22 protein-coding genes are annotated in these 26,552 nt (G+C 64.6%); 8 read left to right on the top strand and 14 right to left on the bottom strand.

Annotation, left to right across the window (positions count from 1 at the left end; all coding sequences use genetic code 11):
• Nucleotides 1-65: 65 nt before the first annotated feature.
• Nucleotides 66-242, bottom strand: a complete 177-nt coding sequence (locus tag K1X11_RS14545; RefSeq protein ID WP_221031542.1) for a hypothetical protein — start codon at nt 240-242, stop codon at nt 66-68.
• A 268-nt stretch (nt 243-510) separates the two neighbouring features.
• Nucleotides 511-2,412: an ATP-binding protein gene (locus K1X11_RS14540; RefSeq protein WP_221031541.1), complete on the bottom strand. Its 1,902-nt coding sequence runs from the start codon at nt 2,410-2,412 to the stop codon at nt 511-513.
• A gap of 339 nt (nt 2,413-2,751) precedes the next feature.
• On the opposite strand from K1X11_RS14540, the gene K1X11_RS14535 reads away from it, so the two are divergent.
• Both K1X11_RS14535 and K1X11_RS14530 read left to right on the top strand, forming a co-directional pair.
• Nucleotides 2,752-4,068, top strand: a complete 1,317-nt coding sequence (locus tag K1X11_RS14535; RefSeq protein WP_221031540.1) for a M20 metallopeptidase family protein — start codon at nt 2,752-2,754, stop codon at nt 4,066-4,068.
• A gap of 21 nt (nt 4,069-4,089) precedes the next feature.
• Entirely contained in the window at nt 4,090-4,788 is a 699-nt protein-coding gene (locus K1X11_RS14530) for a DUF2293 domain-containing protein (protein ID WP_221031539.1), read from the top strand.
• Nucleotides 4,789-4,846: 58 nt separating this feature from the next.
• On the opposite strand, the gene K1X11_RS14525 is transcribed toward K1X11_RS14530, so the two are convergent.
• The 7 genes from K1X11_RS14525 to K1X11_RS14495 all read right to left on the bottom strand — a co-directional run bounded on the left by K1X11_RS14525 (nt 4,847) and on the right by K1X11_RS14495 (nt 12,805).
• Nucleotides 4,847-6,703 (bottom strand): BCCT family transporter, encoded by a 1,857-nt coding sequence (locus K1X11_RS14525; RefSeq protein ID WP_221031538.1) that lies wholly within the window; start codon nt 6,701-6,703, stop codon nt 4,847-4,849.
• 95 nt (nt 6,704-6,798) lie between these two features.
• Nucleotides 6,799-8,169, bottom strand: a complete 1,371-nt coding sequence (locus K1X11_RS14520; protein WP_221031537.1) for a hypothetical protein — start codon at nt 8,167-8,169, stop codon at nt 6,799-6,801.
• Nucleotides 8,170-8,532: 363 nt separating this feature from the next.
• The gene (locus K1X11_RS14515) at nt 8,533-9,027 is read right to left on the bottom strand and encodes a low molecular weight protein-tyrosine-phosphatase (protein WP_221031536.1); all 495 of its coding nucleotides are present in this window, start codon (nt 9,025-9,027) and stop codon (nt 8,533-8,535) included.
• Between the two features lie 246 nt (nt 9,028-9,273).
• Nucleotides 9,274-10,191: a DMT family transporter gene (locus tag K1X11_RS14510; protein WP_221031535.1), complete on the bottom strand. Its 918-nt coding sequence runs from the start codon at nt 10,189-10,191 to the stop codon at nt 9,274-9,276.
• A gap of 271 nt (nt 10,192-10,462) precedes the next feature.
• Complete coding sequence (locus tag K1X11_RS14505; RefSeq protein WP_221031534.1) at nt 10,463-11,746, bottom strand: Hsp70 family protein; 1,284 nt, start codon at nt 11,744-11,746, stop codon at nt 10,463-10,465.
• Between the two features lie 254 nt (nt 11,747-12,000).
• Nucleotides 12,001-12,342 (bottom strand): zinc ribbon domain-containing protein YjdM, encoded by a 342-nt coding sequence (locus K1X11_RS14500; RefSeq protein WP_221031533.1) that lies wholly within the window; start codon nt 12,340-12,342, stop codon nt 12,001-12,003.
• An 88-nt stretch (nt 12,343-12,430) separates the two neighbouring features.
• Nucleotides 12,431-12,805 (bottom strand): VOC family protein, encoded by a 375-nt coding sequence (locus K1X11_RS14495; protein ID WP_221031532.1) that lies wholly within the window; start codon nt 12,803-12,805, stop codon nt 12,431-12,433.
• 133 nt (nt 12,806-12,938) lie between these two features.
• On the opposite strand from K1X11_RS14495, the gene K1X11_RS14490 reads away from it, so the two are divergent.
• Together K1X11_RS14490 and K1X11_RS14485 are read left to right on the top strand one after the other, a co-directional pair.
• The gene (locus tag K1X11_RS14490) at nt 12,939-14,735 is read left to right on the top strand and encodes an ABC transporter ATP-binding protein (RefSeq protein WP_425503759.1); all 1,797 of its coding nucleotides are present in this window, start codon (nt 12,939-12,941) and stop codon (nt 14,733-14,735) included.
• A 107-nt stretch (nt 14,736-14,842) separates the two neighbouring features.
• Nucleotides 14,843-15,376: a GNAT family N-acetyltransferase gene (locus K1X11_RS14485; protein ID WP_221031530.1), complete on the top strand. Its 534-nt coding sequence runs from the start codon at nt 14,843-14,845 to the stop codon at nt 15,374-15,376.
• Here K1X11_RS14485 and K1X11_RS14480 read toward each other — a convergent pair.
• A complete protein-coding gene (locus tag K1X11_RS14480; RefSeq protein WP_221031529.1) occupies nt 15,373-16,239 on the bottom strand; it encodes a PEP-CTERM sorting domain-containing protein in 867 nt (288 codons plus the stop codon). The two genes, K1X11_RS14485 and K1X11_RS14480, sit on opposite strands and share 4 nt — an antisense overlap.
• A gap of 93 nt (nt 16,240-16,332) precedes the next feature.
• Entirely contained in the window at nt 16,333-17,214 is an 882-nt protein-coding gene (locus tag K1X11_RS14475) for a helix-turn-helix transcriptional regulator (protein WP_221031528.1), read from the bottom strand.
• A 129-nt stretch (nt 17,215-17,343) separates the two neighbouring features.
• On the opposite strand from K1X11_RS14475, the gene K1X11_RS14470 reads away from it, so the two are divergent.
• The 3 genes from K1X11_RS14470 (at nt 17,344) to K1X11_RS14460 (ending at nt 22,622) form a co-directional block, all read left to right on the top strand.
• The gene (locus K1X11_RS14470) at nt 17,344-19,755 is read left to right on the top strand and encodes a type IA DNA topoisomerase (RefSeq protein ID WP_221031527.1); all 2,412 of its coding nucleotides are present in this window, start codon (nt 17,344-17,346) and stop codon (nt 19,753-19,755) included.
• A 135-nt stretch (nt 19,756-19,890) separates the two neighbouring features.
• Nucleotides 19,891-20,961: an MBL fold metallo-hydrolase gene (locus K1X11_RS14465; protein ID WP_221031526.1), complete on the top strand. Its 1,071-nt coding sequence runs from the start codon at nt 19,891-19,893 to the stop codon at nt 20,959-20,961.
• Nucleotides 20,962-20,993: 32 nt separating this feature from the next.
• Nucleotides 20,994-22,622: an alpha/beta hydrolase gene (locus tag K1X11_RS14460; protein ID WP_221031525.1), complete on the top strand. Its 1,629-nt coding sequence runs from the start codon at nt 20,994-20,996 to the stop codon at nt 22,620-22,622.
• 485 nt (nt 22,623-23,107) lie between these two features.
• On the opposite strand, the gene K1X11_RS14455 is transcribed toward K1X11_RS14460, so the two are convergent.
• From K1X11_RS14455 to K1X11_RS14445, 3 genes are read right to left on the bottom strand one after another with little or no spacing between them, the layout of a single operon-like run.
• Nucleotides 23,108-23,830 (bottom strand): hypothetical protein, encoded by a 723-nt coding sequence (locus K1X11_RS14455; protein WP_221031524.1) that lies wholly within the window; start codon nt 23,828-23,830, stop codon nt 23,108-23,110.
• 34 nt (nt 23,831-23,864) lie between these two features.
• Nucleotides 23,865-24,755, bottom strand: a complete 891-nt coding sequence (locus K1X11_RS14450) for a DUF1206 domain-containing protein (RefSeq protein WP_221031523.1) — start codon at nt 24,753-24,755, stop codon at nt 23,865-23,867.
• 21 nt (nt 24,756-24,776) lie between these two features.
• Nucleotides 24,777-25,187 (bottom strand): PGPGW domain-containing protein, encoded by a 411-nt coding sequence (locus K1X11_RS14445; RefSeq protein ID WP_221031522.1) that lies wholly within the window; start codon nt 25,185-25,187, stop codon nt 24,777-24,779.
• Between the two features lie 107 nt (nt 25,188-25,294).
• On the opposite strand from K1X11_RS14445, the gene K1X11_RS14440 reads away from it, so the two are divergent.
• Nucleotides 25,295-26,515: a glycoside hydrolase family 172 protein gene (locus K1X11_RS14440; protein ID WP_221031521.1), complete on the top strand. Its 1,221-nt coding sequence runs from the start codon at nt 25,295-25,297 to the stop codon at nt 26,513-26,515.
• The last annotated feature ends 37 nt before the right edge of the window (nt 26,516-26,552 follow it).

Genomic DNA, 26,552 nt, shown 5'->3' with positions numbered 1-26,552 from the left:
GAGAAGAGACGCGAAGGAGTTTTCGGCGTGGGACCGCGGTGCTGCCGGTGGGTGAGCCTTTCGGCTCACGAGGAGGCCGGCAGGGGGACGTGGACGATGGGCTGGGGGTTGGGCGGGCCGATGAAAGGGGACGGGGCGAAGCGGGAGGTTTGGCGTCCGCCGAGCGGGCGGCGGCGTTTGGCTTTCGGCTTCGATTTGAGAGGCGTGGAACGAGCGGTCGAGGTAGCGGAGGGGGAGTTCATCACAAGGAATGGGTTTGGGTTAATAGGTCGTTCCTCCTGCCGACCGCAGTCCGTGCGTTTGGTTCGCCGATGGTTGGGCACCAGAGAGGTGCTGTCGGCCGGTGGCGGAGGGGCAACGCAGCGCGAGCGAGCTCGCAGCCTACATTCCGCGTTCGAAATCGCACTGTAGGCCGCGAGCTTGCTCGCGCTAACGCCTGCCTCTCGCCATCTGTGCTCCCCTGCACGCTGCGGCGGGCCCAGCGCTTGCCCGCCTGCCCTACCGCGGAGGTCAGGAATCCGCCCGGCCTCGCGGGCGGTGTTCGCGGAGGCTTTGGTGGAGGTGGGCGAGTTTGGCGGGTTTGGCGATGAAGCCGTTCATGCCGGCGGCGTGACAGCGGGCACGTTCTTCGGGGAGCGCCGCCGCAGTGAGTGCGAGGACCGGCAGCGCGGCCGCGGCGCGGTTGCGCTCGGTGGCGGTGGGCGAGGTGGCCCAGGCGCGCAGGCGGCGGGTGGCTTCCCAGCCGTCGAGCACCGGCATGTGGCAGTCCATCAAGACGAGATCGGGCAAGGGCGAGGCGTGATCCAATACCTCCAGCGCCTGTTCGCCGTCGGTGGCCAGCGTGCAGGTGCAGCCGAGTTCGCGGAGCTGCGCGGCGAGGATGGTGCGATTGACGCGGTTGTCCTCCACCAACAGCACCTGCAGGCCGAGCGGTTCGAGTTTCTGCTTGGCGGAACGTTCACTGTCGACCGGCGCGTCGGTGGGGCGCAGCGGGAGCGTGAAGCGGAAGGTGGAGCCGTTGCCGGGTTTACTCTCGGCGTCGAGATGACCGCCCATGAGTTCGACGAGGCGAATGCAGATGGCGAGGCCGAGTCCGCTGCCGCCGTAGCGGCGGGTGGTGGAGGAGTCAGCCTGGGCAAAGCGCTCGAAGACCTTGGCGAGGGTGGCCTCGTCCATGCCGATGCCACTGTCCTGCACGGCGAAGCAGATGGAGACGGGCGACGGGGCCGCGGCAGGGTCGGCGCCGTCGTTGGCGGTGGCCACCTTCGTCACCATTACGCGGATACAGCCGCCGGGCGGGGTGAACTTGAGCGCGTTGGAGGCGAGGTTGCTGAGGACCTGGCGCAGGCGATGGCTGTCGGCTTCGACGTGGGCCGGCAGGTCGTCGGCGAGTTCGATTTCGAAGCGCACGTTGTTTTCGGCGGCGCGGGAGGCGAAGAGGGCGAGGTTGTCGGAAACGAGTTCGCGCAGGCTGAAGGGATGGACTTCGAGCGTGAGTTGGCCGGCTTCGATTTTGGAGAGATCGAGGATGTCGCCGAGCAGGCGCAGCAGCAGGTCGCCGGAGTGGGAGACGAGGCGCACGCGTTCGGCGGCTTCGGGCGAGAGGGCGGCGTCGCGTTGCAGGAGTTCCGCGGTGGCGATGACGCCGTTGAGGGGCGTGCGGATCTCGTGGCTCATGTTGGCCAAAAACTCGCTCTTGGCGCGGGAGGCGTCGTGGGCGCGCTGGGTGGCGAGTTCGAGGGCCTGAGTGCGCTCGGCGACGAGTTCCTCGAGTTTGGCGTTGAGGGCGCGGGTCTCGGCGAGGGCTTCCTCGCTGCGCCGGTTGGCGGCTTCGATCAGGCGACTGACGGTGAGGCCGAGCAGAAAGATGAAAACGAGGGCGAGGAGGCCGTCGCGCAGGATGACGGATTCGGCTGCGAGCAGGACGGGGTTGAGCTCGGGGCGGATGATCAGGATGTGCAGGCTGAGGTGGCTGCCGATGATGATGCCGAAGACCGCGTAGGCGGCGCGTTTGGAGGCGAAAATCAGCGTCAGCAGCAGGAACACCACATCGAGCACGAAGACCTGAAAGGTGATGCCCACGAGGTTGATGGTCATCGGCGCGAAAAAGGTGAACACGTGGATCACGGTCACCGCGATGATCGAGACCACCTCGCCGGCCAGCAGCAGATTGCCGCGGCGCAGAGCCACAAGCGAAGCGACGGCGCCCAGCGCGAGGCCCGAGTTAAAGAGGATTCGTCCCGGCAGGTTGGGCAGGTCGAGCCACAGCACCTTGCCGATGTTGAGGGGCACGAAACAGAGCATCACCACGTTGCACGCGAACAACAGCCGCGCCCGCAGCCGCGCAAAAGCGGAGTGTTCGGCATAGATCACATCGATCCAGGCAACCAATGGGGCAAGGCGTTGGAGCATGGGTGGTTCGGCACAAAAAGCGTCGGCGTCACGCGCGGCGATAATCTTCTGCGCAACAGCGGGTTTTAGAGGAAAGCGCGTAAAACCGGTTTCTTTAACCACAGATGAACACAGATAGACACAGATGGGCCGAACAAACGAAACGCGGCCGACACGGCCGCGGCTACACTTCGGATTCTCCTTCGCGTTCCTTCGCGCCCTGCTTCGCGGTCTCCCCCTATCCCTGCCTCTCGGGAATCTGTGTCTATCTGTGTTCATCTGTGGTTAAAAAAATCCTGCCTCTCGGATTCGCGGGTTGGAGTTGCGTCGGGCGGGTGAGGGGCGTCCTTTCATGCCGCTATGCGATTTTTGCGTTCGGGTTTTTGGAACGGAGGAAAACGAGGGCTGACCCTGCTGGCCGCGACCGCGGTCATCGCCGGTTCACTGCGCGCCGCCGATTTCGTCGCGGAGGATGCCGTGGCCGACGCCATGCCGCTGGTGCAGCGCACCTATCGCGCGATTCATGAGCATCCGGAGCTGGGTCTGCAGGAACACGCCACGCACGACCGGCTGATGCAGGAACTCACCGCGCTCGGCCTCACCCGCTTCGAGACCGTGGCCAAACTTCCCACCGCCGTCATCGCGGTCTGGGACAGTGGCCGTCCCGGGCCGACCATCGTGCTGCGCGCGGAGATGGATGCGCGACCCACCCAGGAGACGGCGAACAACGATCCGCGTTCGCAGATCGATGGCGTGATGCACAACTGCGGCCACGACGCCCACGCCGCCATGGTGCTGGGCGCCGCGCAGGTCATCACCCGCCACCCCGAGGCCTTCACCGGGCAGATCATTTTCCTCTTCCAACCCGCCGAGGAGATCCGCGGTGGCGCCGACGACATCGTGGCCGACGGCATCCTCAAACGCCTAGGCGTGCAGGCGGTGTTTGCCCAACACGTGGCGCCCAACCTGCCCGTCGGCACCGTCTCCTTCACCAGCGGCTCGACGCTGGCCGGCAGCAACTACTTCACCATCACGCTGCGCGGCAAAGGCTCCCACGCCGCCGTGCCGTTTGAGGGGGCCGACCTGCCGCTCGTGGCCGCCAAGGTCACGGAGGCGCTCGCCAGTTTTTCCGCCCGCCGCCTCGACGTGCTCAACCGCCCCGCGGTCGTGAGTGTGACCCAGATCGAAACCGGCAGCGCCAAAGCCCTCAACGTCGTGCCCAACGAGGCCACCGTCGCGGGCACCATCCGCGCTTTCATGGATGTCGACGAAGCGGCACCCGAGGGTGGCCCGAGCGTGCGCGCCCAACTCACCGCCATCCTCGACGGCCTCACCGCCGCTTACGGTGCGACCTACGACTTCAAACTGCGCAAGGGGTCTCCGCCCACCCGCAACGACGTGTCGCTCGAGCGCCAGATCCTGCCCGCGGTTAACGCCGCTTGGCCGGGCGTGCTGCAGGTGTCGACCCATCGCGGCATGTTTGCGGAGGACTTTTCCTATTACACCGGCGCCTTTCCCTGCCTCTATTTCGGCCTCGGTGTGACCGGACCGGATGGCCCGGCGGGCGGCGTGCACTCGGCGGAGTTTGCCCTCGATCCCGACGCGTTGGCCGTGGGCACGCGCTGGTTGGTGGAACTCGCCCAAGCCGCCGGCGCAACGCTGCCGGCTCAGCCGTAAGCCCCCTCCCTCTCTCCCCGCATGGCTGAGTCATCCCCGTTTGAGTCGCTCGAGGTGCGTCCGCTGGCGGCACCACGCAAGGTGCTCGATGCATCTGGCAACGTGCGCGAAGTGCCGGACGGTTGGGCGCTCCTGCCGCCCGGCGACGCCGCGCTGAGTCGGCGCATCAAGGCCGACGGTCCGTCGTGGACCGTGATCGAAAAGAAGGGCCGCAAACGGTTCTCGCACGGCATCTGGGCGCCGGCCGAACGCATCGCGGCGTTGCGTGCCGAGCGGGCGGCGGAGCAGGCCGACCCGGCTTACACGCGCAAACTCGAGGCCGGTCGCGCCCGGCGGGCGGTGGCCGAAGCGGCTTACGTCGAAGACTTCCGCGGCGCGATATTGGCCTACCTGGATTTTCACCCGCGTTACCAACTGATGGCGGCCGAGCTGGCCGATCGTATCACCCAGCACGCCACGCCGGTAGGCAGCGGCACGGTGGCGCGCACCCAGCGCATCCCGGTCGCGCAGCGTGCGGAGGCGGCGACCATCGCCTGGTTGCGCCACCAGACGACCGGCTACGACTCGATGTCCATCGCCCGCATCAAAGGCGAACGCCGGGCGGTGCGCCGCGAGTTGGCCCAGCGTTCGAAACAGTTGCTCGCTCGCTACCGCGAAGGCGCCGCCATCGACGTTACGCGCTGCCCCCTGCACGCGGCGTTGCGTGCGGGCACACCTTAACAAAAACGGGCGAACCGGAGAGGTTCGCCCGTGGTGTGGTGGGAAACTGGATACGCCCTTACTTCTTGGCGGGAGGTGGCGGCGGTTGCTCGGGGGAATCGGAGTCCGACGACGAGGTTGATTCGAGCATGTCGGGCAGCGTCTGCTTCCATTCCTCGGTGGCGGTCTGCACCACTTCATCGATGCGGTGGTGGTGGCGCACGTCCTGGAGTTTGGCCTTCACGGCGTCCTCGACGTAGGACTCATGCGAGAGCCCGATGTAGAGCGACACCACGATGAGCAGGAGCACGAACGCGAAGGGCAGGCCCGTCGTCACGGCAGCCGTCTGCAGGATGGTAAGACCACCACCCATGAGCAGCACGGCGGCGACCACGCCTTCCATCACCGCCCAGAACACGCGCTGCGGGATGGGGGAGTCGAGCTTGCCGCCGGAGGTGAGGTGATCGACGACCAGCGAACCGGAGTCGGATGAGGTGACGAAGAACACTGTCACCAGGATGATGGCGATGAAGCTGAGCACCGCGCTGATCGGGAAATGGTCGAGCATGGCGAAGAGCGCCGTGGCGACGTTCTCGTTGACCGAGCTCAGAATATCGGCCGCACCGGAGAGCTGCAGCGAGAGCGCCGAGCCGCCGAAGACCGACATCCACACGAAGGACAACAGGCTGGGCACGATCATGACCCCGAGGATGAACTCACGCACGGTGCGGCCCTTGGAAATGCGGGCAATGAACATGCCCACAAACGGCGACCACGAAATCCACCAGGCCCAGTAGAAGACCGTCCAGCTGCCCTGCCAGTTGGTCCCGCGGAAGGTTTCCGTCCAGAGGCTCATCTCCGCGAAATTCTCGATGTAGAAACCGAGGCTTTGGGTGAAGCCGCTGAGGATGAAGATCGTCGGTCCCACGATGAGCACGAAGAGCATGAGCAGCGCGGCCAATCCCATGTTGAGCTCACTGAGAAACTTCACGCCCTTGTCCAAACCGGTGATGACCGACAAGGTGGCGAGGGCGGTGATGCCGGCAATGAGCGCGATCTGAATCCCGGGACTGATGGTGAGGCCGAAGAGCGCGTTGAGGCCGGCGTTGACCTGTGCGACGCCGAGCCCGAGCGAGGTGGCCAGACCCATGAGCGTGGCGAGCACCGAGAGGATATCGATCACGTTGCCCCAGAACCCGTAGATGCGATCGCCGAGCAACGGGTAGAAGATCGAGCGGATGGTGAGCGGCAGGCCGCGGTTGTAGGAAAAGAACGCGAGGCCCAGCGCGACGATGGCGTAGATGGCCCACGGGTGCAGGCCCCAGTGGAAGAAGGTCGTGCCCATGGCGGCCTGCGCGGCCTCGGGGGATTGGCTTTCGATGCCGCCAAACATTGGCGACGGGGAGTCGAAGTGGAACATCGGTTCGCCGACGCTCCAGAACATCAGGCCGATGCCCATGCCGGCGCTGAGCAGCATGGCATACCAGGCTTGGGTGGTGAACTCGGGGCGGGCGTCCTTGCCGCCGATGCGGATGCGACCGAAGCGACCGAAGGCGAAGAACGCGCAGGCGCCGATGAAGACGTTGGCGGCGAGGATGAAGAACCAGCCGAAGGTCGACGAGATCCAGGCGAGGAAGCCGCCGGCGAGCTCGGCGGCCTTGTCGTGGAACATGAGCGAGAGGGTGATGAACACCGCCAGCAGGAAGACCGAGGTGACGGTCACCTCCGGATGGATGTCGAAACCGAAGCGGCTCCAGTTGCCGGCGCCGGGTTCGCGGGCGGGTTTGCCGTCGAGCAGGGTGGCGGTCGGGCGGATCTGCAGACCGCGGAACTGCTCGCGCTCGGCGATGGCCTTGGCGCGGGCGACCTTTTCGGCGTGGCGTAGTTTTTCCGCCAGCGTGCGCTTGGGTTTTTCGGGATTGGGTGATGCTTTCATAGAAGTAGTTTAAATATGGATACGACGGGTCGTGGGGCGACGGGTCGTGGGGCGGCGGGCGCGGGGAGAAACGGCGCGAACGCCGGGACGGCCACTTAGTAGTAGTAGCCGAAGTTGAGGTTGTAGCGGGTGAGCCAGCGGGCGTTGGGGTTGGCGCCGAAGCGGCTGTTGAAGCCGCCGAGATTGCCCACGAAGTCGTTGCCGTTGGAGCGCGCCACCTCGGTGTAGATATACCAGCCGCCGTGCGCCCAGGCGACGCCGTAGGTGAGCAGCTCGCTGTCGTTGAAGCCGGCCTCGCGCTTGTTGATCGAGCTGTATTCGAGGTAGGGCACGAGGTAGTCGAGCCAGGCGATGGTCGGGGTCTGCAGGGTGTAGCTCAGCGAGGCCGAGCCGAGCCAGGCGTCGGCGGCGAGGGTTGTCGGGAAGTCGTAGGCGCCAAACTGCACCAACGTGTCGGTGCCGAGCGGTTGGGCGGCGTCGACGTTGAGGCGGTAGGTGGTGAGCTGGGCGGCGAACGTCCAGTTCTGCCAGCGGGCGGTGGGGTGGAAGGAGAAGGCGTAGTGATCGCCGTCATCCTGCGGGCCGTAGCTGTGCAGCTGGCCCCATTGGGCGGAGGCACCGACGTCGAAGCTCCACTCGCCGGCGGTGAAGTGGCGGATGGCGCGGGCGTTGAACTGGTTGCGCTCGCCGTAGCCCGAGCCGGATTCGTTGACGACGTCGTAGGAGTAGCGGGCACTGTCGCGGGTGGAGCCGGACCAGGAGCCCTCGTCGGACACGTAGTAGGCGACGTCGAAGTCCCAGTCGCCGCGCGTGCCGCTGTATTTCACGCCGAGGTCCATATCGTCGGCGAGGCCGACGTAGTAATGTTGGTCAAAGAACCAACTCTGGGAGATGCCGTAGGGGCCGGGGCCGAAGGGCACGCGGTTGACGCCGACTTGCAGGGTGTCGGCGTTCTCGAATTCGTAGCCGATCCAGCCGGTGTGTAGGAAGTGGTAGCTGTCGTTGCCGTAGTAGCCGCGGAACATGCGGTATTCGGCTTTGGCACTCCACGGGCCGCGGGCGTAGTCGACATTCACACGAAAGGTGTCGAGCGCGACCGCGCCGTTGCCGGCCGCGTCGGCGGCGGTGGCGGGGCTGTTGTCGGTGTAGTCGCCGCCGTAGTAATTCACGCGCACGGCGCCACCGATGCGCAGACCTTCGAGGGCCGGGAAGAGCGGTTTCGTCGCGGGGGCCGGATCCGGCTCGGGGTCGGGCGCCATGGTTGCGGCGACACTGGCGGAGCCGGCGGCCGTTTCGTGGGCGGCGAGCGCGGCTTGGGCTTGGCTCAGCTCGGCCTGGAGGCGAGCGACTTCGGCTTTGAGAGCCTCGACCTCGGCCGTGGTTGCAGCGTCCTGCGCCGCGGCGGGTAGGCAGAGCGCCGCGCCGCAGAGGCCGGAGAGAACGGGAAGAAGGCGGATAAGCTTCATGGGTTTTTAGGTCAGTGGATGCATGGATACCACGTGCCGCCAAAGATGCGCCGACGAGGTCGGCGCGACGTTCCGGTTGTCCTCGAGTGCCTGGGACCCTCAACAAACGAGGCGGGCAAGGATGCCGCCGCAGACAGGGTCACGGGCCGGCGAGCCGAAGCTCAGGGCCGCAGGCGAAAGGTGGTTTCGAGGAAAGTTGGAAGGCTGGAAGGCGGAACGATTCGCGCGATGCGAGGATGACAAAGATTCACCCATCCCTGTGGGGGGCAACCTTCGAGTGCCTTTTGCGCCAAGATCCGCGACGGAACTCGCTAAATATGAGCCATATAGGACGGAAAACCCTGCGCGCCGGGCGGGGGCGGCTCAGATATCCAGCTGCTGGCGGGCCCACGCGAGCACGCCGGCACAGCCATCCTCTAGCAGATCGAGCACGTGCTCGAAGCCCTGCGGGCCGCCGTAGTAGGGGTCGGGCACCTCGGTCTCGTCGTGCTCGGAGCAGAAGCTACAAAAAGCCCGCACCTTGGCGCGGTCGGCCGCGGTGGCGGCGAGCGCCAACACGTTGCGGCGGTTGTCCTCGTCCATGGTCAGGATGAGGTCGAAGTCGGCAAAATCGTCGGCGGTGAACTGCCGGGCGCGGCTGGTCAGATCGTAGCCGCGTTGGGCGGCGGCGCGGCGCATGCGCGCATCGGCGCGTTCTCCCGCGTGCATGCCGATGGTGCCGGCGGAATCGATGGAAATGCGGTCGGCTAGTCCGGCTTCGGCGACCACGCGGATCAGCACGCCCTCACCGGCCGGCGAGCGACAGATATTGCCCATGCAGACAAACAGAATGCGAAGCGGTGAGGCGGAGGAGGACATGGCGAACGGAAGTCAAAGCGGAGCAAAAACAAGGCCGAGCGGAACCAGACCGCGCCCAGCCGAAAACAAAGCCTCACCCTAGCCATCCGCCCGGCCCGCACCAGCCCCCATTCGCCCCGACGGCCCGGCAAACGTGTCACCTAATAGGTGACACGTTTTTCGAGGCGGAAATTTGTAGGGAAACGTGTAAAAAGCTACCTATAAACCAAAAGTGAAATCTATGGGCTGGGTTTAATTGTAAAATTGTCACCTAATGGGTGACAACTTTGTTGGGGCGGGGGTTGGGGGTGGGGTGGATTTGGTGCGGAGGACGAGGACGGTGCCGGCGATGCTGAGGGCGACACCGGCGAAGGTGGCGAGGTGCCATTGCAGGCCTTCGAAGAGGGTGGAGAGCACGATGGCGACGATGGGGATGGCGGCGGCGGTGTAGCCGGCGCGGTCGGCCCCGATGTGGCGGACCAGGGTGAGGTAGGCCCCGAAGGCGACGACGGAGCCAAAAAACGCCAGGTAGAGCAGCGAGCTGATGTAGGCGAAGGAGGGATCGAAGGTGAAGGCCTGGCCGCGCGCCGCGGCGTAGAGCGCCACCAGGACCGCGCCGTAGAGCATGCTGAAGGCGTTGGCCTGCAGGATGGGCAAGTTGCGGCGCTGATGGTGGGCGGCCATGATGTTGCCGAGAGAGGCGGAGATCGTGGACAGGCCGGCGAGCATGGCACCGAGCATCACACTGCCGCTGGCGTGGCTGGTGCGAATCTCCGGCAACAGCACCAGCACGACCCCGGCGAAGCCCAGCAAGGCTCCCGCCACGGTCGCGGGGCGGATGCGGGTGCCGAAGAAGAGGCGGGCGGCCGCGATGTTGCAGAAGACCAGCAGCGAGAAGATGAGCGCGACGAGGCCGGAGCTGATCTGTTCTTCGGCGAAGTAAACCAGCACGTAGTTGAGGCCGAAGAGCAGCAGGCCCTGCAGGGCAAAGGTGCTGTGGACGCGGGCGGGGTAGCGCAGCGGCAGGCGGCGGAAGGCGCACCAAGCGAAAAGCAACGCAGCCGCCAGACCGAAGCGGTAGGCGACGGACACCTCGGCCGGAACGGTGCCGAGTTGGAAGGTGATCACCAGCCAGGTGGAACCCCAGATGAGGACCGAGGTGAGGAAGAGGCCGACGGTGTTCATGTGCTGAAATGAACGGACCTATTGTGCCGGTCCTCAACACGGACGACACGCGCGCAGCGATACAGTTGCGCAGGTGATAGGGTGGAACAGTGGCGGTAGGCGGTAGGCGGGTGGAGGGTGGAGGGCTTGGGGTGGACCGTGGCCTCCGGACGCGGTCAGGCGGAGGGACGGGCGCGGAAGGTGGCCGAGGGGCAACGCGACGCGGCCCGGAGGCTTGCCCGCCTCGGGCGGGTCCACGTCCACCTTTGGAAGGAAGCGGTCCCGTCTGGTCTCAGCTGTGCAGCTCGGGGAAGAAGAGGGGGGCGCTGAGGGCGAGGCCGTCGGCGACGCTGGTGAACTCGTGTCCGTCGCGAATCTTCTCCAGGCCGAAACGTTCGATGAGTTCCTGGCGGAGTTTGAAGATGAGCGAGGTGCCGCCGGTGAGGAAGACGGTCTCGATGTCGGCTGGGCCGAGCGCGGCGTCGGTGAGGAAGCGGTCGAGGTAGCCGGTGATCTGTTCGGTGAGGTCGGCCGACTGGCGGTTGAACTGCGAGCGCGTCATGCGCAGGTGCAGCGGGATGCGCGGGTGGTCAAAATCGATGGGCGTGGTGACGCCGGTGGTGAGGGCGATCTTGGCGGCTTCGAGGACCTGAAAGAGAGCGAAACCTTGGTTTTCTTTGATGAGGGCGCGGAAGCGGTCAAAGGCGGCCGGGTCGCTGGAGAGGCCGGTCATGCGCCAGAGGAAGTCGAGTTTCTTGGGGTTGTTGAGAAACACGATTTGGTCCCATTGGCAGATGGTGCGGTAGAGCGAATCAGGCACCTCTATCTCCTTGCCCCAGCTCTTGTAGGTGGCGCCGCGGCCGAGCAGTGGGGTGATTTTGTGCCACATGGTGGCGGCGTCGTATTTGTTGCCGGCAACGGGTAGGCCGCCGGTGGCGAGGATGTCGCTGGCGCGGTCGGTGAGGCCCTGGCGGCGCGGGTCGAGTTGCACGACGGTGAAGTCGGACGTGCCGCCACCGAAGTCGGCCACCAACACGCGTTCGGGGTGGTCGATGCGCGACTCGTAGGCGAAGGCGGCGGCGATGGGTTCGTATTGGAAGCGGATCTCGGTGAAGCCGGCGAGGTGGGCGGCGGCGCGGAGGCGGTCTTCGGCGAGTTGATCGGCGGTCGGGTCCTCGGCGAAGACGGCGGGGCGGCCGAGGATGACGTGTTTGCCATCCTGACCGGTGACGGCGTCGGCGCGTTGTTTGAAGTGGGTGAGGAAGATCGCGATGAGTTCCTCGAGGGTGTAGGCCTCGTTGTTGACGACCGTGTGGGTGAAGGAGGCGTAGGGCAGGATCGTCTTGATGGCCTGGAAGAGGCGGCCGCGCATACCGTCGTCGACGTAGCGGCGGCGGGCCTCGTTGCCGAGGAAGGGGGTGATCTTGCGCAGGGCGTAGGGGAAGTAGAGGAACGAGGCCTCGACCTGCGCGATGCGCGGGTCACGCACGAGTTGGCGGCGGGTGGCGTTCCAGATGGTGACGGCCGAGTTGCTGGTGCCGAAATCGATGCCGTAGATGAAGGTGTCCGGGTTCATGGTGCGGACCGGGGAAGGCCAACGCCGAACGCGGTTGGGGCAAGCGCCAATATGGTGGTGGCAGGCGGATGGGAGGTGGACCGTGGCCTCCGGACGCGGTCAGGCGGTAGGACGGGCGCGGATGGCTGGGAGCTGGGGGCTGGGGGCCGAGAGGCAACGTGACGCGGTCCGGAGGCCCGCGTCCACCTTTTGGAGGAAGCGGGAGGGGGCTTGAGGTGGACCGTGGCCTCCGGACGCGGTCGGGCTGCGGGCGCTCAGGCCTTTTTGACGAAGCAGGACTTCAGGGCCATGGCGACGCCGTCGACTTTGCAATCGATGTCGTGGTCGGCGTCGACGAGGCGGATGTTTTTGCCCTTGGAGCCACCTTTCAGGACCTGGCTGGAGCCGCGGAGTTTGAGGTCTTTAATGAGGATGACGTCGTCGCCGTCCTGCAGCTCGGTGCCGTGGGCGTCGCGCCAGACTTTGGCGGCGGCGGCGACCTCGCGGGGCCATTCGTGGCCGCACGTGACGCACTCCCAGTGCTCATCGTGCGGCAGGACATCGTCCATCGTGCAAACGGGGCAGGCGGGTGTGGTGCTGGTGGCGTCGTCGCTCATGGAACCGGAAGCACTGCACGCAAAAGCGGCGCTCGTAACGCAAAAACGAGCGCCGCCTCGGCGGGGTTGTGAACCGGTCGGGTGGGTCTCAGCTCATGCTGTGCAGGCCGACGACGTTGCCCTCGGGGTCGCTGAAGATGGCAATAAAGCCATGCGGCGGGATGGGGAACTTGGGGCGGATGACGTGTCCGCCGGCGGCTGGGATGCGCTCGAGCACGGCGTCGAGTTGGCCTTCGACGTTGAGGTAAACGAGGGTGCCGCCGGGGCCGGGCGCGCAGCCGTCCATCTTGGTGAGGGCGCCGCCGACACCCTTTTCGAGGTCGCAGGGCAGGATCGCCATTTGGGAGCCTTCCATGGCGGAGAGCTCAAGCTCCTGACCGAGGATGGCGGTGTAGAAGGTGCGGGCGCGGTCGAAGTCGCTGACGTAGATTTCGAACCAATTGAGGGCGTTGATCTGACTCATAAGGGGAGGTTGATTTTGGGTTGTGCATGCGCCCGTCGTTGGGCGTGGCGGCACTCTCGCACGGCGGCGTGACAACCCTATGTCAGCAGCGAATCCGCCCCGGAGATTGCGCTGGGCGGGTGGGCGGACCACGGTGGCGACCTTGAAAGCGAAGACGGTAAATCCTTTCCGCCGGGTGGCGGCCTATCTGTTGCGTTATCGCGCGTTGTTTGCGCTCACCATCGCACTGGCGGTGGGCAGCACTCTGTTCCTGGTGTCGATCCCGCAGGTCATCAAATGGATCGTCGACGAGGTGATCGCGGCGGGGCGACGCGACCTCCTGCTCTGGGGCGTGGGCGCGCTGACGGGCTGTTATTTCCTGCGCGATGCCTTCAACTCCCTGCGTATCCGGGTGAACAATACGCTGGAGCAGAAGGTGCTGGTCGACCTGCGCGGTGACCTGCACTCGCGCCTGCTCGAGCTGCCGGTGGGCTACTACGACAAGCGCCAGACCGGCGAGATCGCCTCCCGCGTGATCGAGGATGTGCAGAACGTGGAGCGCGCGCTGCTCGACGGCACCGAGCAGGGCATCGTGGCGCTGCTCACGCTGGTGGGCATCAGTGGCATCCTCTTCGTGCAACAGCCGCTGCTGGCCGCGCTGGTGCTGGCCCCTTTGCCTTTTGTGGTGTGGATGGGCCGGCGCCACTTCAAGGTGGGCCGCGTGTTGTGGAAGGACACCCGCGAGGCGGCGGGCGCGCTCAATGGTCTGTTGATGGAAAACATCTCCGGTCATCGGCTCATCAGCTCCTTCTCGCTGGCCGATCGTGAACGCGGGCGGTTTCGCGATGCCTCGCACACCCTGCGCGACACCACGCTCAAGGCCATGTTTCGCTGGTCGCTGCACGGGCCGGGGACCAATTTTCTGAGCAGTCTCGGCGCGGTTGCGGTGATGGGTGTGGGCGGCCTGCTGCTGATACAGAGCAACGCCACCGGCGGTGACTTTTCGCTGGGCGATTTCATCTCCTTTTTCGCTTACTGCACGCTGGTTTACGAGCCGGTGAGCCGGCTGAATCAGCTCAACCAAATGCTGGCGTCGGCGCGGGCTTCGAGTGACCGCGTGTTTGAGATTCTGGACCACCCGGTGGAAATCGAATCGCCGCCGAACCCGAAGCCCTTCCCGGCGGGGGTGCCCGAGGTGCGCTACGAAAACGTGAGTTACGGTTACCCGGAGCGGCCGCCGATTCTAAAGGATTTTTCGCTCACGTTGCCGGCGGGCAAAGTCACGGCGTTGGTGGGTCACACCGGCGCCGGCAAGACGACCTTGGCCAACCTGTTGCTGCGTTATTACGACGTCACGGCGGGCGGCGTTTCGCTGGGTGGCGTGGATGTGCGCGAGTTGGACCTGAACACGATTCGCGAGCAGATCGGTCTCGTGGCGCAGGAGCCGTTTTTGTTCAACGGCACGGTCGCGGATAACCTGCGCTTGGCGCGACCGAGCGCGAGTGACGCCGACCTTGAAACGGCGCTCAAGGCGGCTGCGGCGTGGGAGTTTGTCAACCGACTGCCGGACGGCATCGAGACGGAGATCGGCGAGCGCGGTGTGCGGCTTTCGCAGGGCGAGAAGCAGCGCCTCACCATCGCACGCGTGATCCTGCGCAACCCGCCGCTGGTGATCCTCGATGAAGCCACCGCGAGCGTGGATACGATCACCGAGAATGCGATTCAGCGCGCCCTCGCCACGCTAGTGCAGGAGCGCACGACGCTGGTAATTGCGCACCGTTTGAGCACCGTGCGCCGGGCTGACCAGATCGTGGTGCTGGCGCATGGCCGCATCGTCGAAAAGGGCACGCACGATGAGCTCATCGCGAAGGATGATGGTGCTTACGCCAAGTTGTGGCGCGCGCAGGCGCAGGCCGATCAACAGGCGTTCGAGTCGCTGAGCGAGTTGTAAGGTGGGGGATGTCGGGCGTAAAGCCCGACCCACATTTGAGCTGTGGCACGGTGCCTTATTGTGGGTCGGGCTTTACGCCCGACGTCGTTTGCCGTTGAGAAGTGGCCATGTCCTCAACCCCGCCGCAGGTCATCTTCACTACGCCACGCCTGCGCGTGCGGCGGCTGACCGTGGATGACTTTGACGCGATGTATGCGGCCTACAGTGATCCGGTGGCGATGCGTTATGTCGACGACGGTCAACCCATCACGCGCGAGGACACGATGCGATGGATCGAGCTCACGCTGAGTCGTTACGAGACGCACGGCTACGGCATGTCGTTGGCGGAGTCGCGGGCGGACGACAGCGCGGTGGTTGGCTTCGTGGGGCTGGTGCATCCGGGTGGCCAACCGGAGCCCGAGCTCAAATACACCCTGCGGCAGGCGTATTGGGGAAAGGGATACGCCACGGAGTTGGCGCAGGGCATGATGGCCCATGCGCGCGACGACCTGAGGCTGCGCGAGGTGATTTCGACGATCAATCCCGGGCACACTGTCTCACGGCGCGTGTTGGCGAAGGCCGGATTTCGGTTCGATCACCTCCGCGCGGAGGATGACGGAGAGTCGACCGAGGTGCTGGTCTGGCGGGCGAACGTTGTTTAAGCGGCGGTGGCGGTGCCGGTGCGGCGGCGGCGCCAGAGGACCGTGCCGAGGATGGCGGCGCCGACGAGGAGACCGTAGGTGGAGGGCTCGGGCACGGCGGAAAGCGACGCGCTGAGGTAGTTGGCTCCGCTGAGGGAGCTCACGTTCACGGTCGGGTCGGAGAGCGAGACGATTTCCCAGCCGAGGGTGCCGTCGATCCAACCGTCGAGGTCGGTGACGCCGGCGTGATTGAGGCTGAGCTGAATCTGTCCGGACATGCCGGTGGTGAAGGAGAGCGTGGCGCCGGGCGTGAGGGTCAGCGCGATATCGGCGGTGCTGATGTTGTTGAGGGCGCCGGCCTGGGTGGAGGTGTTGTAATACCAGGTGTAGGTCGGATCATCGAGCATGCTGGTGTCGAACCGGATGGTGGTGGCGACCTTGGCCCAGTTGTTGACGGCCTCGGGGGCGTCGGTGCCGAGGTCGAGGGTCGAGGTCAGGCGCAGCACGAGGTCGAGGTTGCTGGTGTGATCGAAGGAGAGCGTGTCGGCGACGATGTAGCTGAAGTTAAAGTCGCCGCCGCCGCTGCGCGTGGGGGAGTTGGCGTCCATGGCGACGTCGAGGGTCAGCGCGTTCATGGTGAAGACGCCGTTGGCGGTGAGGTGGGTGGTCGCGTCGGAGACGAAGGCCTGTGGCAGCAGCGATCCGGAGCGGTCGAGCGTGAAGCTGGGCACGGTGTTGTCGCTGACCTGGCCGAAAGCCGGGATGAAGTTGGAGTTGAAGAAGCCGGTCAGCGACTGGGCGGGGAGGGTGGTCGTGAGAGCGAGGCAGGAGGCGACGACGGCGAGGCCGCCGCACAGTCGGGTGCGCGAAGAGAGACGCATCATGGTGAAGTAGTTGGGAAGGACGGCGGTTTGGGCGCCGGTGATTAGGTTCGCGCTCAGCCTAGCGGGCGCGGTGGGGCGGCCCAATGGGTGACCTTACCCAATTTTGTCCGTGGTGTCCTCGAGCCAGGCGGCGTAGCGGGCGATGACGCGGGTGCGGCAGTCGATGCCGAGTTTGGCGAGCAGGTTGCTCACGTGGCGGTCGACGGTGCGGGTGGAGATGCCGAGGCGCAGGCCGATCTCGCTGTTACTGAGGCCGCGGCAGAGCCATTGCATGGTTTCAAATTCGCGTCCGGAGAGGGTCTGCATGAGACGCACCCGGACGTGGCGGGACTCGCGGGCGTGCTCGTCGGCTTGGCGCTGCAGGGTGTATTGGCGGGCGAGGATGTGTCCGCGCAGGATGGCGGCCTTGAGGTGCTCGGTCGGGGTGAACAGGCGATGGCTGTGAAAGGTGAGCAGGATGCCGCCGGCGTGAGCGATGGAGATCTGCATGATCAACTGATCCTCGATCTGCAGGGGCGCGGCCACTTCATGGTAAAAGGGCAACGCCCGAAACGTGTCCTCGGCGACGTGCTCCCGGGTGCGTTCCACGGTCTCGACGCGGCGGACGGTGCCGGACTCAAAGTCGATGTAGTGGCGAAACAGCGGGTGGCTGGGCAGGGTGCGGTTGAGGGCGTCGACCAGCGGCGCGATGCGGGAGGCGTAGGCGGGGGAGTTGGCCACCCGCACCATGTGCATGTGCTGGTCGTGGACGTTCCAGCTGGCGAAATCGGCGCCCAAAAACTGGGTAAGCGGGCCGAGCACAAAGTCCTCGAAGGCTTCCGGGGTTTCGAGGGCGTGCAGGACGAGGATGATCCGATCGAGTTCCACCCATTCCGCGGGTGAGAGGGAGCCGGTTGTCGGGGTGGTGGTGGCGGCGCGGTGGGCCAGAGCCTGCTGGGTGGCGGAATCGAGGGGCGAAAAAGGCGCGCGGCTCATGGAAAAAGCGGGGAGCTTCACGAGGGTCTGGCGGCGGGCAAGACCCAAGACGGGGTCGCGCGAAAATCGTCGGCGCGCCTCTGCGGTTGACCCATCGGCGGGTGTTCGGCTCCGTCGTTCGCCCCGTCCATGAAAGTTGTTATTGCCGAAAAACCCTCCGTCGCGCGCGACCTCGCCCAGCATCTGGGCGCGACCACCCGCGGCAATGGGTTCATCGAGGGCAATGGCTGGGTGGTGACCTGGGCCTTTGGCCACCTCATCGAGCTCTGCGAGCCGGAGGACTACACCCTCGATTGGAAACCGTGGCGGCTCTCGGCGCTGCCGATCATCCCGGAGGAATTTAAGCTACGGCCGCGCTCCGATGGTTCGGCCTCCGAACAACTCGCGACCATCAAACGCCATTTCGACGCGGCCGAGGAGATCATCTGCGCGACGGATGCCGGGCGCGAGGGAGAGCTCATCTTTCGCTACATCCTGACCTGGGCGGGACCGGAGGCGGCGGCCAAACCGATCAAGCGGCTCTGGATCAGTTCGCTCACCGACGACGCCATCCGCAAGGGCTTCGCCGAGCTCAAATCCGCCACCGATTACGACCACCTCTACGCGGCCGCACGTTGCCGCAGTGAGGCCGATTGGATCGTGGGCATGAACGCCACGCGCTTTTTCACCGTCGAGTATGGCAAACGCAGCCTGCTGCTGAGCCTGGGCCGCGTGCAGACGCCGATTCTGGCGCTCATCGTGGGGCGCGATCTGGAGGTGGAGCACTTCAAGCCGCAGACTTTTTGGGAGGTCAAAACGGTCTGCCGCGGTGCGACCTTCAAACACACCGGCGGCAAGTTCGACGACGAGGCCAAGGCGCAGGCGATCATCGACAAGGTCACCGGGCAGGAACTCGTCATCACCAGCGTCGCGAAGAAGAACGCGCTGGCGCATCCGCCGTTGCTCTTCGACCTCACCAGCCTGCAGCGCGAGATGAACAAACGCCACGGCTTCACGGCGGATCACACCCTCAAGCTCGCGCAGTCGCTCTACGAGTCGAAGCACCTCACTTACCCGCGCACCGACAGCACTTACCTGACGAGTGACCTGCAGCCGACGATCGCGCCGCTGCTCGAAAAACTGCGCGCGCTCAAACCGACCGAGATCGAGCCGCTCGACCTCACCGCGCTCAATTTCACCAAACGCATCATCGACGACAAAAAGGTCGCCGATCACCACGCCATCATTCCGACGACCGTGCTGGGCGATCGGCTGAGCGGCGACGAAGCGTTGCTCTACGATGCGGTGGTCACGCGGCTCATCGCGGTGTTTTATCCGTCGGCCGTGCGCGCGGTCACGACGGTCGAGGCGGAGGCCGCGCAGGAACCGTTTCGGGCGCGCGGCACGGTCATCGTCGACCTCGGTTGGGAGGCGCTTTACGCCAACGCGCCGGAGGTCAACGAGGACGACGACGAGCCGAAAAAAGCGAAGGGCAAAAAGAAGAGCGGTGGCGGCGGCGGCGACGATGGCGACGCGGAGGGCGACGAAGACGACGGCAAGCAGGTGTTGCCCGATTTCGCCGAGGGCGAACGCAATCCGCACGAGCCCGCGCTGAGCACCGGCAAAACCTCGGCGCCGAAGCGGTTCAACGAGGCCAGCCTGCTGTCGCTCATGGAGACGGCCGGTAAGATCGTGACCGACGAAACGCTGAAGGAAGCGTTGAAGGAAAAAGGCGTCGGCACGCCGGCCACGCGCGCGTCGATCATCGAGGTGCTGATCTCGCGCGGTTACGTGGAGCGCAAACGCAAGGCGCTCATCAGCACGCAGTCGGGCCGCGCACTCATTTCGCTGGTGCAGGACGATCGACTGAAGTCACCCGAGCTCACCGGCGAGTGGGAATACCGGCTCAAACAGATCGAGCGCGGCGCTTACGATCCGGCGCAGTTCATGCGCGAAGTGTGCGACTACACGCGCGAGATTTTGGCCAACAAGGCCGAGGCCACGATCGATTTAAAAAACCTAGGACCGTGTCCGCTCTGCCACGAGCCGGTGATGCGCGGACGCACGGGTTACGGGTGTTCGAAGTGGCGCGACGGCTGCAGCTTCGTGCTGCCGGGCGTGTTGTGGGAACTCGAGGTCACGCCGGTCTTGGCGCGCGAGATTCTCATCCACGGCAAGAGCCTCACGCCGCATCGTATCGTGGTGAACGGCAAGGCGAAGTTTGCGCACCTGCGTTTCACCAAGAAAGGCGAGCCGGCCTACGACCTCGCGCAGGTGGAAAAGAGCGACGCGAAGACGGATGCGTTTGGCCAGTGCCCGGAGTGCGCGGGCGACATCGTGGAAGGCAAGAAGGCCTATGGCTGCAGCAATTGGAAAAACGGTTGCCGCTTCGTCGTCTGGAAAACGATCGCGCGCAAAGAGATCACGCCGGACATCGTGCGACAGTTGCTGGAGCAGCGCGAAACGGAGGTGCTGAGCGGATTCACCTCAAAGGCCGGCAAGGCGTTCGATGCGAAGCTCAAGATCGTCGGCGGCGAAGTGAAGTTCGACTTCAGCGGGTGAAGCAGACCAATCAGTATCGCCACTGATTCGTAACAGTGGCGTGGCGTGGCTTGGAAGGTGCTTGGTTCTGAAAACGCTATCTCCTTCCGGTCGTGGGAATAGCGATTGCCCCCAACCTTCTATGCGTTCCCTCTAATGGCCTGGGTATCTCAGTGGTGTCCTTTCTTTCTGCCCGGGCGGGGTGGCTGCAACAGCAGCGGTTTCCGAGTTTGGTTCGGCGTTGGCGTCGCCTTGATGGGGGGAGGCTGCGCGACCTACAACCCGTTGACCAAAGATGCCGCGTTGCGGGTGGCGCAGGCCGATTACGCCGCCGCGAGTGGGGTGCACATCACGTTTCTGGGAAACTGCACCCTGTATCTGACGGACGGAACTACGAACCTGATGATTGATGGCTTTCTGTCGCGTCCGGGAGTCTTCCAGACGCTGGTGGGTCGGGTCGCACCCGACCCCGACGTGATCAGCCGGGAGTTGCAGTTGGCGCGTATTCAGGAACTCGATGCCGTGTTGGTCGGGCATGCCCATCACGACCATGCGTTGGACGCGCCTTGGGTGGCGAGTAAGACGGGGGCGGTTGTGATGGGGTCGAGGTCCTACGGCTTCATTCACGAAGGGGCGGCGGCGGCGACCGAGGTGGGTCCCTGGATCGAGGTGCCGCCGGCAGGCAGGACGGAGAGATTTGGGGCGTTCACCGTGACCTTCGTGCCGTCGGTCCATGTGGGCACGCATTCCGTGCTGCAGTCGGTCGTCGAGGGTCACATCGATCAACCTTTGGAAACCCCGGCGCACTACTCTCGCTTTAATTGTGGCGAGGTGTTCGCGCTCCACATCGAACACGAAACGCATGGTAGCGTTGCGATCTCAACGACTGCGGGATCGAAACCCGATCAGTTCAATGGTCGGGAGGCCGACGCCGTTTTTCTGGGAGTGGGTTTTCTGGCGAAGGAATCAGCGAAACTGCAGCAGCAGTATTGGCAGGCCAACGTGACCGACACCTGTGCCAAGACCGTGATCCCCATTCATTGGGACAACTTCAGTCGCAAACTGAAGCGTGGGTTGAAGCCCGCTCCGGTGGATAAAGTCGGGACGGCCTTTGCGTTTGTAAAACGAATGGCGAAGGCGGAGCAACGCACCGTGCGTATCATGGATCTGCGCGACACTGTGCTGTTGCAAAACCACGCTCTGATCACGGACGGCGACGTTCCGTGAGCTTAATTATCACCTGCAACCACATACCAAAAATGAACCAGTCCAACCTACCCTTGTTCCTGCGTGGTTTAGTTTTCGGTTCCGCCTGCGGACTCAGTGCATTCGTGCTCGCGGGGTGCCAGGGCCTCCCTGCGAAGGCGAACGCGCAGTCGGGTTCCGGGGTCAGTTCCAATCGGCTGCACCATATCGTTTCCGATTTCGACGGGGCGTATCGACCTTTCTATGACAACCAGTTGTTCGTGCGCTACGAGCAACCGTTTGAAAGGGGCACATCGGCTGAGAAACTCGCGATCATTCGAGGCCGGAACCAGGACCTTTTCTGTCATTTCGAGGCATTGCTCGATGACATTGAGGCGAACATGGAGGCGTCTCTGCAACGGCCGGATTACACCGGAGATCCCAAGACCCTGAAGGTGCTGCTGTGGCTGCACGGCGGTCTCAACAGTCCTTCGGGCATCGATGAGCTGCTCACCTCGGGTGGTAACCGGAACGAGTCCCTCCCGGATGGTCAGCGTGAGCGGATCCTCAATGCCGGATATTACCCGCTCTACATCAGCTGGCGATCTGGTGCCTTTGTCTCATTGCGAGATCGGTATTTTCGCGTGCGCAATGGCGGGCGAGCCCAAGGGCCGTTGGCTTATGTTCGGGCAGTGCCCTACCTGCTTACGGATACGATTACAGGAGTCGCCCAGCTGCCGGAGACCTTGTGGGACGGGGCGGCTGACCGGCTGGCGGAAAACCATCGCGGCGGTGCTTTGAAGCGGGATTGGGATGACGATCGTTGGAAGAAATACTTCTCGGATGGTGGGGCGGATGGGCCCCATCTCGCGCTCTGGGATGAACCCAATCGGGATTTGGGGCCGTGGGAAAACTTAGCCTATCAGACTCAGCTGATCGTTCCGGGAGTGACTCGTATTGCCACGACACCCGTTCTGCAGGGAATCGGAACACCCGCGTGGCAGATGATGCTACGGCGGTCCAAGAACGTGGTCACAATGGAAGCCGACGCCCTGAGCCTGGATGACGGTTATGGATTGCCGGAACTCGATTCAAGTTTGCGGGGGAACGGGGTGGCATCCGTGGTGGCATGGCGCCTGCAGGAGATTGAGAAGCGGCTTGGCGAAAAAGGCATTACTCTGGAGATCTATCTGCACGGACACAGCATGGGAGCGATCATCGCGAACGATCTGGTGCGGATGTATCCGGATCTGCCTTACAAGCGAATTGTGCACTTGGCCTCCGCCGACAGCGTGAGGAACTGGGTGGACAAGACGGAGCCTTATCTGCGCAAGCATCCGGAGACCGAGTTTTACAATCTGGTGCTGCACCCCGTGAATGAGGAGCGAGAGGATATCAGCATGGTGACGTTGTTGCCGGAGGGCAGTCTCCTGGTCTGGCTGGACTCCATGTTCACAAAGCCGGATCACGTCATGGATCGCCGTTCCGGGCGCTGGGACAACGCCAAGTATCTCCTCGCCAGTTATGCGAATATCGTAGAACAGCGCACTGGTTCCGTGGGCAAAGGCACTGAAGCCGAGCAGAATGCGGCGGCAGTGCGACTCAAGGTCTTCAACCTCGATCCTGATTCCAAAGATACCCCGCAAACTCACGGTGACTTCAAGGATAAGCCCTTCTGGGAAAAAGGGTTTTACTGGCAGTAGAGAGGTGACGCAAGCGGCGTGGCGCAAGACTGAGAGGCCACGGCGGTGAGGCAACGTTAGCGCGAGCAAGCTCGCAGCCTACATTCCGCTCCCGTAAACGCACTGTAGGCTGCGAGCTTGCTCGCGCTAACGGTGGCAGGTCCTTGATACGGCGGTGGGGCAAGGCGTTTGGACACAGAGGTCACGGAGGGGGGCACAGAGAGGGGAGTGCCGGCTTCAGCCGGCATTCGGTTGTGGGTGGCTGATGGGCCGGAGGAGTCGGCGGCTGAAGACCGCCGCTATGGGCATTGCCTCTCGGTCGGAATGATTGAAGCCGAGGCAGGGATGCCTCGGCCACGGCGGTGGGGCAACGGAGCGCGAGCAAGTTTACCCGCCTTTGGCGGCGCCGGAGGCGACCAGGGCTCGCAGCCTACAGTGCGTTGATGGACGTGGAATGTAGGCCGCGACCTTGGTCGCGCTAGCGTTGGAAGGGGGCGGCCGCTACGTTACGATTCGTAGCCCTGCACGCGTTCGAGGTCGGTCCAGGTGAACTCGTAGGGGCGGCCCCATTTGCGCATCTCGGCGGAGGCGTGGCTCTCGTCGCCGAGTTCGCCGGCAGTGGCCTCGGTGCTTTCGTCGGGGAGGATGTCGACGTCGATGTTCAGGCCGGTGACGCGGGCGATGCCGAAGGCGATCTTCATGTCGTCGCGCAGCTGGGCGCCGATGTTCACGATGTCGGCGGTGGCCTTGTCGATGGTGAGCAGCACCTGCAGTTGTTCGAGGTCGACGAGGAAGGCGGAGCCGTTGTCGGCGAGCACCTGGTAGGTGATGGTGTCGGCATCCTCGGCCACGACATCGATGGTGGAGTAGTCGAGGTATTCCCCGAGCGGACGCATGGGCTTTTTGCGGGGCTTGTTATTGCGGCGATCCTGGATGCGCTCGATGTCGTCGGCGGTGGGTTCGCGGCCATCCACGGCGAGCAGGGCCCAACGCTCGTGGTCGGGTTTCGACGGGTCGTAGCGTTCGAGGCGCGTTTCCTTGATGGAACCGTCGCGCTCCAGGATGCGGGTCTCCTGGGTGAAGGCGAGTTCACTGCCGCCGCGGTCCCAATTGCCGAGGGCCTCGATCAACAAGGGATCGGGGCCGGACGGTTGGGTGGCGCGAAGTGGAGTCCACGTCCCAACCGCCACCAGCAGCAGCAGGGCGAGGAAGGGTGAGCGGATTTTCATCGGAGGTGTTTCGATGGGTGTTTTCATAAAAAGTTCAGTCGGTGGCCTTGAAGCCGCGGTAGCGGATCATGCTCCAGTGGAAAAGGCCGTAGGCGATGAGACCGCCGCCGGTGGCCGCAAGCAGGGCGGTGCCGAAGGGTTGTTGCAGGAGGGTTTCCATCGACTTGGCCATGCCGCCGGTTTGCTCGGCAGAGGCATGCCAGGCGGCGCGGAAAAAGAGGGTGGCGGCGGTGAGCAACAGCAGCGCGCGGGCGGCGAAGCCGAGGCGACCGAGCAGCGTCGTTACAAATTGGATACGCCGGGACATGCGCTCGCGGGCGTAGTTCTCGCGGAAGCGGGCGTTGACCGCGCGCACGATGTTGGCGACGGCGATGGCCACGATGATCACGCCGACCAGCCCGACCAGCACCTGCCCCCACGGTTGTTGCAACAGCCAGCCGGTGGCGGCGTTGACGCGCTCGTTTTCGCTGCCGGCATCGGTGCCGCCGGCGCCCTGCCACAGAATCCAAATCGCGCGTCCGGCGAGGGCGAGATGGAGGCCGCCGATGAAGAGCAGCCCCACGCGCAGCGCGAGACCGGTGAGATGGTGGCCGATCTCGTCGGGGTCCCACACCGCCTGCACCACGCGCCAGCCCGCGAGCGAAATGAAACCGAGCGCGAGCAGACCGAGCAGGACGCCGCCGAAGGCGTGGCCGGCGATTTCCTGCAGTGCCGAACCGAGGCTTTCGGCTTCGCCGCCCATGCCGAGCGCCAACAACGTTGCGAGGGTGCCGACGACGATGTGGAGGAAGCCTTGCGCCCAAAAACCGAAGCCGGCGAGGGTGCGGATCCAGGGTCGCCAGGATTTTTTTGCGACCGGGTTTTCGTCCAAGTCGAACTCGGCCAGTTTTCGGGCGAACTGCGAATTTCCGGAGGAGCTACTCATGCAAATTGCCTTGGCGAAAATTCAGCGGAAAAGCGCGGTCACCGTGATGCCGATGCCGATCACGGACGTGGTGAGCAGCACCGCCTGGAGGCGCTTCTGGTTGGGCGGAGAAAGGCGGGCGTAGTGGCGTTGCAGCCAGCACACGACCGGCTGGAGTTTGAGTTCGGCGGCGTCGAGCAGGCGGGCCACCCAGCGGGACTCTTTGGCAAGTAGCCCACCACCAATGATAAAGAAAATCGTCGCCGGGCCGGGCGCGACGGTCAGCACGGCGCCGATGGCGACGAGAGTCAGCCCGATCACCCAGCGCAGAATGCGACGCCAGCTGAGCACCTGCAGCTGCTCCCGGCGGGAGTGGCGATAGCGCGCGATGAAGCGACGCCCGGGCGTGCCACGCTGCCAGTGCTGAAATTCGCGGGTGAGGCTTTCAACCATGCCTCCTTCTAACGCAGGCGGCGGACCGCGACCGGGAGGCGCCGATTCGGCCCATCATTGACGCGGCGGGAGATGAAATTGTATAAACAAATACCCCAAAACAAGATATGAAATTTCATACCCCTAAGTGCCTCTGGGCCGCGGGCTTGGCCGTGGCGATCTTGTGGACTGGTTGCCAAACCCCGCGCCAGCAAGTGACCGAGACGCCCGGCTGGTCACGCCTTCACGGTGGCCTGACCGATCTGCCACTGCTCACCGGGGCGGTGACGCGCTCCATCACACCGGAAAACATGACGGGCGAAAAGGGCCGCGCGGCGATGGCGATTCCGGATCCGAATCAGAAGGACCCGCCGATCTCCGCGCGGGCGGCCGATCACCTCGGCCAAGGCTGGAAGGTGCGGCCGTTCCTGCGGGTCAACGCGGGTCAGCAGGTGACGCTCATGGATGTGGAGGGGCCGGGTGTGATTCAGCACCTTTGGATGGTCGAGGGACTCAGCCGCGATCACGTGCTGCGTTTTTATTGGGACGACGAAACGACGCCCTCGATCGAAGTGCCGGCGCCGGACTTTTTTGGCGTGGGCCACGAACAGTTTGGCGCGATCGATTCGGCGGCGGTGACGGTGAATCCGAAGAACGCCTTAAACAGCTGGTGGCCGATGCCGTTTCGCGAACATGCGCGCATCACCTTCACCAACGAGGGCGACGAGGACCTCATGTTGCTCGCCTTCCAGATCACCTACGAGCTGCGGCCGGTGCCGGCCCATGCCGGTTACCTGCATGCGCAATGGCGCCGCGGGTGGTCCGGCGAGCAGAACCCCTACGTCATCCTCGACGGCGTGAAAGGGCAGGGACGTTACGTCGGCACGGTGTTGTCCTGGACCCAGCAGACCAACCAGAAGTGGTGGGGAGAGGGCGAAGTGAAATTCTTCATCGATGGCGACGATCGGTTTCCGACCATCAGCGGCACGGGGTTGGAGGACTACTTCCTCGGCAGCTGGGGTTTTCGGCAAAACTACCACACCGCCTACGCCGGTCACACGCTGGCGGAGGAGCGCGACAATCCGCTGCCCAACTTCTGGAACATGTATCGCTGGCACATCATGGACCCGATCAACTTCGCCGCGGACCTGAAGGTGACGGTGCAGGCGCTCGGTTGGAGTCCGACCAGCACCTATCTCAAACTCGACGACGACATCACCTCGGTCGCGCTCTGGTATCAGACCGAGCCGCACGCGCCGTTTCCGCCGCTGCCGAGCGCCGCCGAGCGTCAACCTGTGCCGGAGGCGGCCGCCGAAACCGAGCCTGCCCCTGATCCCGCCGCGCCGTGAGCGTCGCGCACGTCACCACATTCTCAATACAACCGCC

This window comes from Actomonas aquatica, from assembly GCF_019679435.2.
GTDB classification, from domain to species: domain Bacteria; phylum Verrucomicrobiota; class Verrucomicrobiia; order Opitutales; family Opitutaceae; genus Actomonas; species Actomonas aquatica.
This window is presented reverse-complemented; position numbering and strand designations above follow the sequence as displayed.

Bases quoted from the DNA above. Each gene is read 5' to 3' on its own strand.
- K1X11_RS14545 (WP_221031542.1), bottom strand. From the start codon at position 242: ATGAACTCCCCCTCCGCTACCTCGACCGCTCGTTCCACGCCTCTCAAA.
- K1X11_RS14540 (WP_221031541.1), bottom strand. From the start codon at position 2,412: ATGCTCCAACGCCTTGCCCCATTGGTTGCCTGGATCGATGTGATCTAT.
- K1X11_RS14535 (WP_221031540.1), top strand. From the start codon at position 2,752: ATGCGATTTTTGCGTTCGGGTTTTTGGAACGGAGGAAAACGAGGGCTG.
- K1X11_RS14530 (WP_221031539.1), top strand. From the start codon at position 4,090: ATGGCTGAGTCATCCCCGTTTGAGTCGCTCGAGGTGCGTCCGCTGGCG.
- K1X11_RS14525 (WP_221031538.1), bottom strand. From the start codon at position 6,703: ATGAAAGCATCACCCAATCCCGAAAAACCCAAGCGCACGCTGGCGGAA.
- K1X11_RS14520 (WP_221031537.1), bottom strand. From the start codon at position 8,169: ATGAAGCTTATCCGCCTTCTTCCCGTTCTCTCCGGCCTCTGCGGCGCG.
- K1X11_RS14515 (WP_221031536.1), bottom strand. From the start codon at position 9,027: ATGTCCTCCTCCGCCTCACCGCTTCGCATTCTGTTTGTCTGCATGGGC.
- K1X11_RS14510 (WP_221031535.1), bottom strand. From the start codon at position 10,191: ATGAACACCGTCGGCCTCTTCCTCACCTCGGTCCTCATCTGGGGTTCC.
- K1X11_RS14505 (WP_221031534.1), bottom strand. From the start codon at position 11,746: ATGAACCCGGACACCTTCATCTACGGCATCGATTTCGGCACCAGCAAC.
- K1X11_RS14500 (WP_221031533.1), bottom strand. From the start codon at position 12,342: ATGAGCGACGACGCCACCAGCACCACACCCGCCTGCCCCGTTTGCACG.
- K1X11_RS14495 (WP_221031532.1), bottom strand. From the start codon at position 12,805: ATGAGTCAGATCAACGCCCTCAATTGGTTCGAAATCTACGTCAGCGAC.
- K1X11_RS14485 (WP_221031530.1), top strand. From the start codon at position 14,843: ATGTCCTCAACCCCGCCGCAGGTCATCTTCACTACGCCACGCCTGCGC.
- K1X11_RS14480 (WP_221031529.1), bottom strand. From the start codon at position 16,239: ATGATGCGTCTCTCTTCGCGCACCCGACTGTGCGGCGGCCTCGCCGTC.
- K1X11_RS14475 (WP_221031528.1), bottom strand. From the start codon at position 17,214: ATGAGCCGCGCGCCTTTTTCGCCCCTCGATTCCGCCACCCAGCAGGCT.
- K1X11_RS14470 (WP_221031527.1), top strand. From the start codon at position 17,344: ATGAAAGTTGTTATTGCCGAAAAACCCTCCGTCGCGCGCGACCTCGCC.
- K1X11_RS14465 (WP_221031526.1), top strand. From the start codon at position 19,891: ATGGCCTGGGTATCTCAGTGGTGTCCTTTCTTTCTGCCCGGGCGGGGT.
- K1X11_RS14460 (WP_221031525.1), top strand. From the start codon at position 20,994: ATGAACCAGTCCAACCTACCCTTGTTCCTGCGTGGTTTAGTTTTCGGT.
- K1X11_RS14455 (WP_221031524.1), bottom strand. From the start codon at position 23,830: ATGAAAATCCGCTCACCCTTCCTCGCCCTGCTGCTGCTGGTGGCGGTT.
- K1X11_RS14450 (WP_221031523.1), bottom strand. From the start codon at position 24,755: ATGAGTAGCTCCTCCGGAAATTCGCAGTTCGCCCGAAAACTGGCCGAG.
- K1X11_RS14445 (WP_221031522.1), bottom strand. From the start codon at position 25,187: ATGGTTGAAAGCCTCACCCGCGAATTTCAGCACTGGCAGCGTGGCACG.
- K1X11_RS14440 (WP_221031521.1), top strand. From the start codon at position 25,295: ATGAAATTTCATACCCCTAAGTGCCTCTGGGCCGCGGGCTTGGCCGTG.